Below are 12,979 nucleotides of genomic sequence, written 5' to 3' on the forward strand. Positions count from 1 at the left end.
TTAGCAAAAAAAGCCACAAAAAAACCTTTCCTCAACTTTTTTGCTTCATTAGCACCTATTGGTGCTAATCACTTTGGCAAACTTATTTAACAGCAATAACTTCTATTTCAACTTTAGCATCTTTCGGAATTCGAGCTACTTGCACACAAGAACGCGCTGGAAAGCTTGCTTGATTTTCGGTAAAAAATGCTTCATAGACACTATTAACATCAGCAAAATCATTCATATCAGCTAAAAAAATAGTTGTTTTAACGATATTTTTAACTTGATAACCCGCCTCAGTAACAATTGCTTTAACATTAGCTAAACTTTGCTTAGCTTGTTCTTTCACACAAGTTGGTATCTCACCAGTTGCTGGATTAATTGGGATTTGACCTGATGCAAATAACATATTGCCCAAATCAATACCTTGCACATAAGGACCAATAGCTGCAGGGGCTTTATCGGTATTAACTACTTTCGCCATAGATAAATTTCTCCTTTTATTTATTATGACTCTCATTTCAACAGGAACACAATTTTGTGTCAAGTTATAACAAATTTATGAGCATGGGACTTCTGCAAATTTTCTGATATGATAGGTGATAATTTTTTCATTTGTTGAGAGTTAGTATGTTTGAGAATTTAACTGATCGTTTATCGCAGACATTCCGCAATATTAGTGGTCGTGGGCGTCTGTCTGAAGATAATATCAAAGATGCACTACGTGATGTCCGAATGGCATTACTTGAAGCTGATGTTGCCCTACCTGTAGTACGAGAATTTATTAATCAAGTTAAACAAAAAGCCGTCGGTTTAGACGTGAATAAAACGCTAACCCCAGGCCAAGAATTTATTAAAATCGTTCAAGCTGAACTTACTGCAGCAATGGGTGAAGTTAATAGTTCACTTAACTTAGCTACTCAGCCTCCAGCGGTAATGCTAATGGCTGGTTTACAAGGTGCAGGTAAAACAACTAGCGTTGCAAAACTAGCAAAATTCTTAAAAGAAAAACAAAAAAAGAAAGTATTAGTTGTTTCTGCCGATGTCTATCGACCCGCAGCGATAAAACAATTAGAAACACTTGCTAAAGCAATTGATGTCGAGTTCTTCCCATCAGATATAAAACAAAAACCGGTTGATATTGTTAATAAAGCAATTTCACATGCGAAATTACAATTTTTTGATGTACTGATTGTCGATACGGCTGGTCGATTACATGTTGATAGCGACATGATGGATGAAATCAAAGCACTACATGATGCAATCAATCCAATTGAAACGCTATTTGTTGTCGATGCAATGACCGGGCAAGATGCTGCCAATACAGCTAAAGCATTTAACGATGCCTTACCACTAACCGGTGTCATTTTAACTAAAGTTGATGGTGATGCTCGTGGTGGTGCGGCATTATCCATCCGCCATATCACTGGCAAACCAATTAAGTTTTTAGGGATGGGGGAAAAAACGGATGCATTAGAGCCTTTTTACCCTGACCGCATTGCTTCGCGCATTTTAGGCATGGGAGATGTTCTCTCTTTAATTGAAGAATTACAGAGTAATGTTGATCGTGAAAAAGCGGAAAAAATCGCTAAAAAGTTAAAAAAAGGCGATAAATTTGACTTCAATGATTTCCAAGATCAGCTTAAACAGATGCGTAATATGGGCGGAATGGGAGCCATGCTGGCTAAATTACCGGGGGTAGGTCAGCTACCGGATCATATTAAAGCGCAAATGGATGACAAAATCACCATCAAAATGGAAGCAATAATTGGTTCTATGACATTAAAAGAGCGAGCGAATCCAGAAATCATCAAAGGATCACGCAAACGCCGTATTGCAAATGGATCAGGAACACAAGTACAAGATGTCAACAAACTACTTAAACAGTTTGAAGATATGCAAAAAATGATGAAAAAAATGAAAGGTGGCGGCATGATGAAGATGATGCGTCAAATGAAAGGTTTAATGGGCGGAGGCATGGGTTTCCCACCGAGATAACGTTTTACTTTTCTCTTTCTTTCAATTCATTACTATCGCGCAGCTTGGCGCGATAGTATTTCAATAAACTTAATTATCTCGATTTACTGCTTTAATTTTACTTGGCCGATGCATAGTTAATACCGTTCCAATCGATGAAACGATAATAAACATAATAGCCAACCATTGATAATGTGTTAACTGTTCGTGCAACACAATTAATCCGGAAAACGCCGCAAATACCGGTGACAAACTCATTAAGGTACTAAAAGTTTGGGCTGGTAAGCGTGGTAATGCAACCATATCAAGGCCATAAGGAATCGCTGACGCTAATAGTGAAACCATGAAAGCCAATGGCAAAATATCTAAGGAAAACATTGTACTACCACTTTGCCATACCCCAATTGGAAAGAGTAATACTGAAGCAACAATCGATCCGAGTGCAACACTTGGCGCACCATATATTTCGCCAGCTTTACGACCAAAAAGAATATAACCAGCCCAACAGCTTCCCGCACATAAAGCAAGTAAAAGACCAATCGGATCTAAGTCACTGCCTGCTTGATGAATAGGCAACAACATAACTAATCCAATTATGGCAATACCTAACCAAATAAAATCGGTTAATCGTCGACCGGAAAACATAGCCACCATAATTGGCCCTGTCAATTCAATTGCGACAGCAATACCTAAAGGAATACGAGAGATAGCATTATAAAAAGATAAATTCATGCAACCCATGGCAATACCATACAAAATAATATATTTAATTGCTGATTTTGAAATCTTTTTACGCCATGGTTTAAAGATTATGACCAATAAAATAGAGGAAAAAAATAAACGCCACGCAGTCATTGCTTCTGGTCCAAGTATTGGGAACAAATATTTAGCAAATGACGCACTTGATTGTACAGAAATCATTGATACAAAAATTAATAAAACTGGCCAAGATCTTTTGAACATAATAATAACCTTATTTGAACAATGGGATTGTTATAAAAAGGGAACAAACTGTTTGCATAACAAATAAAATTCAATTTAAAATTTTTACCATCTATAGTAAAAAAGTGTTAATTAAACAAATTGTATAAATAATGTATTTATAATTATCAAATAAACTTCACTGTTAGTTTTCCCTTTTTACTGATAACAATGCCAGATCTTGTAATGCTTTTTTATAAGGAGAATCTGGTAAAATTGAAATCACATTAAACGCTTTGTTCGCCTCTTGCTGGGCTGTTTTTAAAGTAAATTCAAGCGATCCGCATGATTTCATCACAGCTAAAACATGCTCTAACAAATGACGGCCATTTCCTTGTTCAATCGCTTGCCGAATTAAAGCCGCATCCTGCGCGTTAGCGTGATGCATAGCATGTAATAGTGGTAATGTCGGTTTACCCTCATTAAGATCATCACCCAAATTTTTACCCAATTTTTGATTACTATCGGCACTATAATCTAATAAGTCATCAATAATTTGAAAAGCAGTACCTAAATATTTTCCATATTCTTGCAAGGCAAATTCTTGTTCTGGGGTTGCTTCAGCAAGGACAGCCGCGGAATGAGAAGTCGCTTCAAATAGTCTTGCTGTTTTACGATATATGACTTGTAGATATTGTTCTTTAGTAATATCAGGATCATTACAATTAAGTAGTTGTTGAACTTCACCTTCTGCAATAATATTCGTGGCTTCAGACATAATTTGTAATACTTTAAATGATTCAGTACGAACCATCATTTGAAAAGAACGAGTATAAATATAATCGCCCACCAGAACACTAGCAGCATTACCAAATAATGCATTAGCTGTTGATTTTCCTCGCCGTAAATCTGACTCATCAACAACATCATCATGCAATAAGGTTGCAGTATGAATAAATTCGATAAAAGCAGCCGTTATAATATGTTTATCACCCTGATAATTCAGTGCTTTAGCAATGAGCAAGGCAATGATTGGACGAATACGTTTACCGCCACTACTAATAATGTAATTGCCTAATTGATTGATTAATACAACATCAGAGCTAAGCTCTGCTTGTATTGCCTGATTAACCTTCACTAAATCGTCTTGAACTAGATCGAGTATCTGTTTTATCGATGGATTATTCATCAGTCTAACCGCTACAAATGAGAGATATTTACTTACTATTATCTGATAAATATTTTTATGCAACAAGTTATTGATAAATCATATTTAAAAAAACACTACAAATGATAAGCATTTTCATTTAGAATACACACCCTAAGGGAAAAATTATTACTGTTATGAAGATCAATTTTGATATAGATATCAACACAGAAAAAGAGCCGCAATCATCTGCTGCAAATAAGCAAAAGGATGATTATATATACGTATTTGCATCTGTTGCTGTGATATCTCATCTACTTTTATTAGGATTATTATTTAGCTCGGCATTGTTCGCAAATAATATTATGATTGATGAAGGTGATGATTCAATTAAAGCCGTAATGGTTGACCTTACTCAGTTAGCAGCCCCAGAACAATCATTAGTTGAAAATACGCCTGATATTCAAGGTGCTGAAAACAGTGAAATCATAGATAATAAACCTATTGAAGAGCAACCCGTTGAACCTGTTGTAGAACCTGAAGTTGTTAAAGAAGAAACACCTGAGACTACACCGGAAAAAGAACCCGAAAAACCTACTGTTGAACCGGATAAACCAACAATAGTAAAACCAGAACCAAAACCGAAACCAAAAAAGAAAAAGCCACCTACACAAAAAGCTTCTCATCAACAAGTTAGACAAGAAGCAATTAGTGATAATACGGCAAAAACATCAGTAGCACCTAAAATTTCTGATAGTCAGCAATATTCAGGCACTCCAACACCGATTAGCCGAAATCGCCCAGAATATCCAAGAAGAGCACTAGACATGCGCTTAGAAGGTCATGTTATTGTCATGTTTGATGTAAATAGTGAAGGGCGAGTTGAAAATATTAGAATTATTGAAGCTCAACCCAATAATATTTTTAATCGCTCAGTGATCACAGCAATGAAAACATGGAAATACAAACCAATTGCTGGTAAAGATATCAAAATGAAGATTATCTTTAATCGTGATAGCTCAATTAGTTTAGGTAACGGCTAAACTGACATTTATCAATCAATAACTATCATTCAATAGTATTTATTTAAAATAAAACTTAATGGTGCTAATCTTAATTTATTGATTAGCACCTTACTTGATCATAAGTTTATTTATTGATTTGCATTAACTTCTCAATTTGTTGAGGATCTTTAGGCACCATTGCGGTTAAAACTTCATTGCCTGAATCAGTAATTAAAATATTATCCTCTATACGGATGCCGATTCCTTTATAACGCTCAGGAACATCGGCTTCTTGATTAATATAGAGCCCTGGTTCAACCGTTAACACCATGCCTGGAGCAAGGATACGATCACGATCGCTACCGACATCATGCACATCAATACCTAGCCAATGTCCTAAACCATGCATATAAAATGCCATGTAAGCTTTATTTGCAATTAACGTCTCGATATCGCCCTGCATAATGCCAAGTTTAACTAAACCTTCAACCATAATTCGAATAATTTGTTGGTTTACTATTGATATTGAAGTACCTGGTTGTAATAATTTGATTGCCGCGTATTGTGCCGTTAACACAATGTCATATATTTCACGTTGTGACTGATTAAATTTACCATTTATAGGAAATGTACGGGTGATATCACCGGCATAATATTGATATTCACAACCAGCATCAATTAAGACTAAATCGCCATCTTTCAATTGGTCACTATTATTTTCATAATGCAATATACAACCATTATTTCCCCCACCAACAATAGTGTTATAGGACGGCCAACGAGCACCATGCCAAGCAAACTCATGTAAAATTTCCGCTTCTAACTGATATTCATACCAACTAGACTGACATTTTTGCATTGCTCGAATATGTGCCTTAGCACTTATTTCACAAGCCTGGCGTAAAATGGCGATTTCATATTCAGACTTAAACATCCGCATTTCGTGAACGATTGGTCGCCAATCAATAACAATGCTTGGCGCTGAAAGTTTGAATCGACCGCCTTGCCGTAGCGTATTAAGCGTTTTTTTAATTATCTCGTCAGCATAATGATATAGCTGGTCAGCATAATAAATAGCTTTTTTACCATTGATTAAATTAGGCAAAACCTCATCAATATCATCAAAAAGATAGGCTTCATCTACTAAAACTTTTTCAAGTGCAGCTTGTTGACCTAACCGATATCCGGTCCATGTTTCCGCTAAAGGATCCTTTTTACGGTTAAATAATATGTATCGAGCCTGATTATCAGATTCCTTTATTACCGCTAATAGTGCTTCTGGCTCAGCAAAAAAAGTAAAATACCAAAAATCACTATCTTGCCGATAAGGATAGTGAGTATCATTGCTTCGTGTAACCTCTGGTGAAGCGAAAAACAAAGCGATACTATTTTGCTCCATTTGTGCCAATAATTTATTTCGTCGCGCTAAAAGTTCTGTTTTGCTATACATATCTACCATAACTTGTACCTTAAAAATCAATAATACTGATATTAATGAATAGTTGGGGTTATATCAGATTCATTAAACTCATCAAAACAGAGCATCGCCGTGATCCGAACGTATTCTTTAATTTCTTCAAACGCAAAGCCTAACTCTTGCTGATCTTCATTTTCATCATAACCCAACTTAACGATTTGTCTCAGGTCATATATTGCTTCACCAACATCACCTTTAACCCGATTAATTTTAGGTTGTACCAAACCAATTCCTAATAAAAAATGATTGACCCATCCGACTAAATCATCAATTTGGGTAAATAAATCTTGCTCGCCGAGTAACAATTGAAACTCAAAATCTTCATCAATAAGTTGTTGTTTTGTTAAATGATATAATTTTTCAATTTCTTTGTTTAAAGGTTCAGCAATGCTTTGCCCATCATTTAACATATCCTTAGTTAAAATTTTCCAACTTTCATCATGATTGCCTCCTGCTAAAATACCTGATAAAAAACCATGTAGTTCAGCCGCTGTCATGCCGATTTTATTTTGGATAAGTTGGCGATTAAGTTCATTGTAATTATTGCTATTAGTCATTAGATCCACCTTAGTCTTAAATACCGTGAAAACACACCCCTGCACTTTCACGGATTAATAGTATATAATTTATGCCTAGCTATAAATAATAAACAGGTTATTGTGCTTTATAAAGGAAATATTTTGAACATTTTTAGATTGATCGTAGCATTGCCCTCGCTATTTTTATTCTTTGTTATGTCATTAACTGCATGTAGTTCATGGGTGCCCAATAAAGGCGTGATTGTTCTTAATGTACAGAATCAAACAAATACCTCTATAACTAGCCAAGATTTACCTAAAAATTATCATTTAGGCAACAGCGAACAAGAGCTTGAAAAATTTGAATCTTTTTGCCACGAAGAGATCCGAGCTTCACAACTTGATGGTAGTGAAGAAGTTGTGTTTGAAAATATCAAACGAGGAATTCACGGGCAGGTGGAATTTAAAAAATGTCGTGATAAAATCACTCGAATTTACCGATATTAACAATAATATCGGCTAACTTGGTTGATTTATCACCATCAAGATTGGGCGAATTGTTAAAGAACAGTGAAATCTTACTAGCCTTTCACGCTGTTTTTATTTATATTGTCGTCTGAAAAAACATATTTTTGGGAGTAAAATAATTATGTACAAACAAGATGTAACCATTACTGCATCGAATGGCCTTCATACTCGCCCTGCTGCGCAATTTGTAAAAGAAGCAAAAAACTTTAATGCTGAAATTACTGTCACATCAAACGGAAAAAGTGCTAGCGCTAAAAGCTTATTCAAATTACAAACATTAGGCTTAACTCAAGGCACAACTATTACTATTTCAGCCGAAGGTGAAGATGAAAAAGAAGCAGTAACTCATCTAGTAAAATTAATTCCTGAATTGGAATAATACTCCCAATTATTATTGAACGGTTTTAATATTGAATAAGGATTAAATATTATGGTATCAGGTATACTTGTTTCCCCAGGTATCGCTTTTGCAAAAGCGCTATTATTAAAAGAAGAACCTATTGTAATTAATAATAGGCAAATTCTTGATAACAAAATTGATGCTGAAATCGAACGCTTTAAAGAAGCTCGTCAAAAATCAAGCGAACAATTAAATGCTATCATGGAGAGAGCAAAAACTACATTAGGTGAAGATAAAGCTGCTATTTTTGAAGGTCACATAATGCTTCTTGAAGATGAAGATCTTGAACAAGAAGTTATCTCTCGTATCCAAAGTAAACACTCAAGTGCTGATGCTGCCGTTCAATCTGTATTTGAAACGCAAGCAAAAGAGTTAGAAAACTTAGATGACGAATATTTAAAAGAACGTGCTGCAGATATCCGTGATATTGGCAAACGTCTATTGAAAAACATTCTCGGTATTGAAATTGTTGATTTAAGTGCTATTAGCCAACCATGTATCCTAGTTGCAACTGATTTAACACCATCAGAAACTGCACAATTAAATTTAGATATGGTATTAGGCTTTATCACTGATGCAGGTGGCCGTACGTCACATACCTCAATCATGGCTCGTTCATTAGAAATTCCAGCTATCGTTGGTACCTCTAATGCAACCCAAGCAATCAAACAAGGTGATTTTGTTATTTTAGATGCTATCAACAACGCTATCTATATTAATCCTGATCACACTACTGAAGAAAAATTAAAACAAGTCCAAGCAAAATATATTGCTGACAAAGAAGAATTAGCAAAATTAAAAGATTTACCAGCGGTAACTCTTGATGGTCATCAAGTGGAAATTTGTGCCAATATCGGTACAGTTCGTGATATTGCTGGTGCCGATCGTAATGGTTATGAAGGTGTTGGTCTTTATCGCACTGAATTCTTATTTATGGATCGTGATGCGTATCCTAATGAAGAAGAACAATTCAAAGCATATAAAGAAGTAGCCGAATCAACGAATGGTTTATCAATTATCGTTCGTACCATGGATATTGGTGGTGACAAAGATGTACCTTATATGCATTTACCAAAAGAAGAAAATCCATTCTTAGGTTGGCGTGCAATTCGTATCTGTTTAGATCGTAAAGAGATATTACATGCACAATTACGCGCAATTCTACGTGCTTCAGCCTTTGGTAAATTACGTATCATGTTCCCAATGATTATTTCAGTTGAAGAAATTCGTATCTTAAAATCTGAAATCAACATTCTTAAAGAACAATTAACCGCTGAAGGTAAAGCGTTTGATAAAGAAATTGAAATTGGTGTTATGATCGAAACCCCTGCAGCAGCAGTTATTGCTCGTCACTTAGCTAAAGAAGTTGACTTCTTCAGTATTGGTACTAACGATTTAACCCAATATACACTTGCTGTTGACCGTGGTAATGAGCTTATCTCACATCTTTATAATCCGTTTTCACCATCAGTGTTAACATTAATTAAAAATGTCATTGATGCTTCTCATAAAGAAGGCAAATGGACAGGAATGTGTGGTGAACTTGCTGGTGATGAAAGAGCAACTATCCTATTATTAGGTATGGGACTTGATGAGTTTAGTATGAGTGCTGTATCAATTCCTAAAATCAAAAAATTAATTCGTAATACCAATTACGAAGAAGCGAAAAAATTTGCTGAAACTGCACTAGAAAAAGCAACCGCTAAAGAAATAACTGATTTAATTGAAAAATATACTGCTGAAAAGCAAATTTGTTAGGAGGCCATAATGGGTCTATTTGATAAAATAAAACAGTTTGTCTCTGACGATAACAAAAATAGCATTGAAATTATTGCACCTCTTAGTGGAGAGATCGTTAAAATCGAAGATGTGCCTGATGTTGTTTTTGCTGAAAAAATCGTTGGTGATGGCGTTGCAATTAAACCATCTGGCAACAAAATTGTCGCACCATTAAATGGTAAAATTGGCAAAATTTTTGAAACTAATCATGCTTTTGCGATTGAGTCAGATGAAGGTATTGAACTTTTTGTTCATTTTGGTATAGATACCGTTGAACTAAAAGGTGAAGGTTTTACTCGTGTTGCTGAAGAAGGACAACAAGTTAAAATTGGTGATACTATCATTGAAATTGATCTACCGTTACTTGAAAGTAAAGCTAAATCAGTTTTAACTCCTGTTGTAATTTCAAATATGGAAACAGTAGTTGAACTAACCAAACTAACTGGTTCTGTTGAAGCAGGTAAAACGCCAATTATGCGTATTAAAAAATAATCATCTATAAAAACCTTCAGTTAAAACTGAAGGTTTTTTATCTATTGTTAAACTCGCTCTAACGCCATTTCTTGTATTGATTGATTAAGTTGTTAGTTGAATCATCATGAGAACTCACAGGTTTATCATCGGCTAATTCAGGTAAAATACGACCAGCTAGCTGTTTACCTAGTTCAACACCCCATTGATCAAAACTAAAGATGTTAAGAATAACACCTTGTGTGAAGATTTTGTGTTCATACATAGCAACTAATGCACCTAATGCATAAGGTGTGATTTTTTTGACTAAAATAGAGTTGGTTGGCTTATTACCGGCAAAAACTTTAAAAGGAATAATAGATTTAACTTCATCAAGGCTTTTACCAGCCGCAAGGAATTCTTGTTCTACCTGTTGCTCAGTTTTACCAAAAGCTAAAGCTTCAGTTTGTGCAAAGAAATTTGAAAGTAATTTAGGATGATGATCTCCAACCGGATTATGGCTAATTGCTGGTGCAATAAAATCACAAGGAATCAGTTTAGTACCTTGATGAATCAATTGATAGAAGGCATGTTGGCCATTAGTACCAGGTTCACCCCAAATAATAGGTCCAGTAGTATAAGTCGTTTTATTACCATTACGATCAACGCTTTTACCATTTGATTCCATATTACCTTGTTGAAAATAAGCAGCAAAACGATGCATATATTGATCATAAGGTAAAATTGCTTCAGTTTCTGCTCCACAGAAGTTATTGTACCAAAGACCAATTAACGCAAGTAATGTTGGAATATTTTTCTCAACCGGCGCTGTTTGGAAGTGTTTATCCATTGCATGGCCACCAGCTAAAAACTGTTTAAAGTTTTCGTAACCAATAGAAAGAACGATTGATAAACCAATTGCCGACCAAGACGAATAGCGACCACCAACCCAATCCCAAAATTCAAACATATTAGCAGTATCAATACCAAACTTTTCAACTTCTTTAGTATTAGTTGATAATGCAACAAAATGCAGTGCTACTGCTTTATCATCTTTAGCTGCATCAAGTAACCATTGACGGGCAGTTTGAGCATTAGTCATCGTTTCTTGAGTTGTAAAAGTTTTCGACGCAACTAAAAAGAGTGTTGTTTCTGGATTAAGATCTTTTAACGCTTCTACAATATGAGTGCCATCAACATTAGATACAAAATGCATCGTTAAATGGTTTTTATAAGGTCGAAGGGCTTCAGTAATCATGTGAGGGCCTAAATCTGAACCACCAATACCGATATTAACAACATCGGTGATAGCCTTACCGGTATAACCTTTCCATTCTCCGCTAATCACTTTTTTACTAAAGGACTCCATCTTAGCAAGCACTGCATTGACATCATCCATAACATTTTTGCCATCAACATAAATTGGAGTATTAGATACATTACGAAGTGCAACGTGTAACACGGCTCGATCTTCTGTGCGATTAATTTTTTCACCACTATACATCGCTTTAATTGCGCCACCTAAATCACACTCATCCACAAGCTGATAAAGAATTTCTAATGTTTCTTGCGTTAAACGGTTTTTTGAAAGATCAACCAAAAACTCATCCTCAAACGGAATACTCAGTTTTTCGACGCGCTTGGGCTCGTCTTTTAATATTTCGGCTATAGTTTTATTATGATGTTTTTGATAACTGGCTTGAAGGGATTTCCAAGAAGATGTAGAGGTTGGATCTATTGATTTTAACATAACTCATTCCTTAAATAATATAGCATTGCTACTCATAATATAACTATGCCTAACATGATGCAAGATAAGGATTTATCGATTTAAATACACTAAACAGGAAAATAATAAAAGTTATTTTCTTTTCCTTATCAAGTAACTTGAATATAATGTTAAAGATAAGACACTTAATACACTAAACCGTTCAAAATATGTTTTTCTAAACAATTAGTATCAATAAAATAAATATATTTCTTACATTATTATATTAGGATATTTCATGCCCAATATTCAAACACTTGTACCAGCATTAGATAAAATTGTCCGTATTTGTGATTATTTAGATAACCACAGAGGGGCTACTTTTAGTCAAATATTTCAAGATCTCAATTTACCTAAAAGCAGTACATCAACACTATTAAATGCCTTAGTCATGCATGGTATTTTGCGACAAGATCAAAATAAGTATTATCTTGGGTTAAAATTGCATGAATGGGGAGATAAATCTCTAGAACAGTTTGATATCACTAAAATAGCCGAACCTTTAATGATTAAACTGCGAGATAAAACCAATTTGACCTGCCATTTAGGTGTTCTTGATGGTCTTTATTCTGTTTATATTGCTAAAATTGAAAATGATCAGGCTATTGGTATTCGTACTTGGATTGGTAAAAAATTGCCTTTACATAGTTCAGGTATTGGTAAAGCATTAATAGCTTGGTTACCAGAAGAAAAAATTGATCAACTTATTCCCGAAGATAAATTAATCAAATATACCGACACAACAATAACCAGCAAGAAACAGTTAAAAAAAGAGCTTGCGAAAATTCGCTCGCAAGGTTGGGCCTATGATAATCAGGAAGATGTTCAAGGTGTTCATTGTATTGCAGCACCAATCTTCAATAAAAATAACGAACCCATCGCAGCTATCAGTATTTCGGGTGTTCTTTTTCAACTACCTGTGGATAAAATCGATAAATATTCACAATTAGTACGTGATGCATGCCAACAATTGACTGATAAGTTTTAATAATATTGAATCATTATGATTCAATATTATTTTGACTCAT

At 34.9% G+C, this 12,979-nt stretch carries 13 protein-coding genes; 7 read left to right on the top strand and 6 right to left on the bottom strand.

All coding sequences use genetic code 11. From position 1 onward, the window contains the following. Positions 1 to 82: 82 nt before the first annotated feature. On the bottom strand, positions 83 to 466 hold the full coding sequence (locus tag H3T56_RS10185; protein WP_086320882.1) for a RidA family protein: 384 nt from the start codon (positions 464 to 466) through the stop codon (positions 83 to 85). Positions 467 to 612: 146 nt separating this feature from the next. Here H3T56_RS10185 and ffh point away from each other — a divergent pair, with 146 nt between their 5' ends. Continuing rightward, the gene (gene ffh / locus H3T56_RS10190) at positions 613 to 1,980 is read left to right on the top strand and encodes a signal recognition particle protein (protein ID WP_034901714.1); all 1,368 of its coding nucleotides are present in this window, start codon (positions 613 to 615) and stop codon (positions 1,978 to 1,980) included. Between the two features lie 69 nt (positions 1,981 to 2,049). On the opposite strand, the gene H3T56_RS10195 is transcribed toward ffh, so the two are convergent. Both H3T56_RS10195 and ispB read right to left on the bottom strand, forming a co-directional pair. Next, on the bottom strand, positions 2,050 to 2,922 hold the full coding sequence (locus H3T56_RS10195) for an EamA family transporter (protein ID WP_198192898.1): 873 nt from the start codon (positions 2,920 to 2,922) through the stop codon (positions 2,050 to 2,052). 163 nt (positions 2,923 to 3,085) lie between these two features. Further along, positions 3,086 to 4,069, bottom strand: a complete 984-nt coding sequence (gene ispB / locus H3T56_RS10200) for an octaprenyl diphosphate synthase (protein ID WP_086361554.1) — start codon at positions 4,067 to 4,069, stop codon at positions 3,086 to 3,088. 155 nt (positions 4,070 to 4,224) lie between these two features. Between ispB and H3T56_RS10205 the strand changes: the two genes are divergently transcribed. Continuing rightward, a complete protein-coding gene (locus H3T56_RS10205) occupies positions 4,225 to 5,070 on the top strand; it encodes a TonB family protein (RefSeq protein WP_086320878.1) in 846 nt (281 codons plus the stop codon). A gap of 106 nt (positions 5,071 to 5,176) precedes the next feature. Here H3T56_RS10205 and pepP read toward each other — a convergent pair whose 3' ends face one another. Further along, a complete protein-coding gene (gene pepP / locus H3T56_RS10210) occupies positions 5,177 to 6,490 on the bottom strand; it encodes a Xaa-Pro aminopeptidase (protein WP_199283318.1) in 1,314 nt (437 codons plus the stop codon). 32 nt (positions 6,491 to 6,522) lie between these two features. Further along, on the bottom strand, positions 6,523 to 7,065 hold the full coding sequence (locus H3T56_RS10215) for a UPF0149 family protein (protein ID WP_198192900.1): 543 nt from the start codon (positions 7,063 to 7,065) through the stop codon (positions 6,523 to 6,525). 123 nt (positions 7,066 to 7,188) lie between these two features. Here H3T56_RS10215 and H3T56_RS10220 point away from each other — a divergent pair, with 123 nt between their 5' ends. The 4 genes from H3T56_RS10220 to crr all read left to right on the top strand — a co-directional run bounded on the left by H3T56_RS10220 (position 7,189) and on the right by crr (position 10,225). Beyond that, a complete protein-coding gene (locus tag H3T56_RS10220) occupies positions 7,189 to 7,533 on the top strand; it encodes a hypothetical protein (protein WP_034901722.1) in 345 nt (114 codons plus the stop codon). Positions 7,534 to 7,675: 142 nt separating this feature from the next. Further along, positions 7,676 to 7,933 carry a phosphocarrier protein Hpr gene (gene ptsH, locus H3T56_RS10225; RefSeq protein ID WP_034901724.1) on the top strand — a complete coding sequence of 86 codons (258 nt, stop codon included), beginning with the start codon at positions 7,676 to 7,678 and terminating at the stop codon, positions 7,931 to 7,933. A 51-nt stretch (positions 7,934 to 7,984) separates the two neighbouring features. Continuing rightward, positions 7,985 to 9,712: a phosphoenolpyruvate-protein phosphotransferase PtsI gene (gene ptsI, locus H3T56_RS10230; RefSeq protein WP_034901725.1), complete on the top strand. Its 1,728-nt coding sequence runs from the start codon at positions 7,985 to 7,987 to the stop codon at positions 9,710 to 9,712. Between the two features lie 9 nt (positions 9,713 to 9,721). Next, positions 9,722 to 10,225: a PTS glucose transporter subunit IIA gene (crr, locus tag H3T56_RS10235; protein WP_065578381.1), complete on the top strand. Its 504-nt coding sequence runs from the start codon at positions 9,722 to 9,724 to the stop codon at positions 10,223 to 10,225. 58 nt (positions 10,226 to 10,283) lie between these two features. On the opposite strand, the gene pgi is transcribed toward crr, so the two are convergent. Then, positions 10,284 to 11,933: a glucose-6-phosphate isomerase gene (gene pgi, locus H3T56_RS10240; RefSeq protein ID WP_065651706.1), complete on the bottom strand. Its 1,650-nt coding sequence runs from the start codon at positions 11,931 to 11,933 to the stop codon at positions 10,284 to 10,286. A gap of 256 nt (positions 11,934 to 12,189) precedes the next feature. On the opposite strand from pgi, the gene H3T56_RS10245 reads away from it, so the two are divergent. Next, positions 12,190 to 12,939 carry an IclR family transcriptional regulator gene (locus H3T56_RS10245; protein WP_034901731.1) on the top strand — a complete coding sequence of 250 codons (750 nt, stop codon included), beginning with the start codon at positions 12,190 to 12,192 and terminating at the stop codon, positions 12,937 to 12,939. The last annotated feature ends 40 nt before the right edge of the window (positions 12,940 to 12,979 follow it).

This window comes from Gilliamella sp. W8123 (assembly GCF_016101085.1).
In the GTDB taxonomy this organism is placed as follows: Bacteria; Pseudomonadota; Gammaproteobacteria; order Enterobacterales; family Orbaceae; genus Gilliamella; species Gilliamella apis.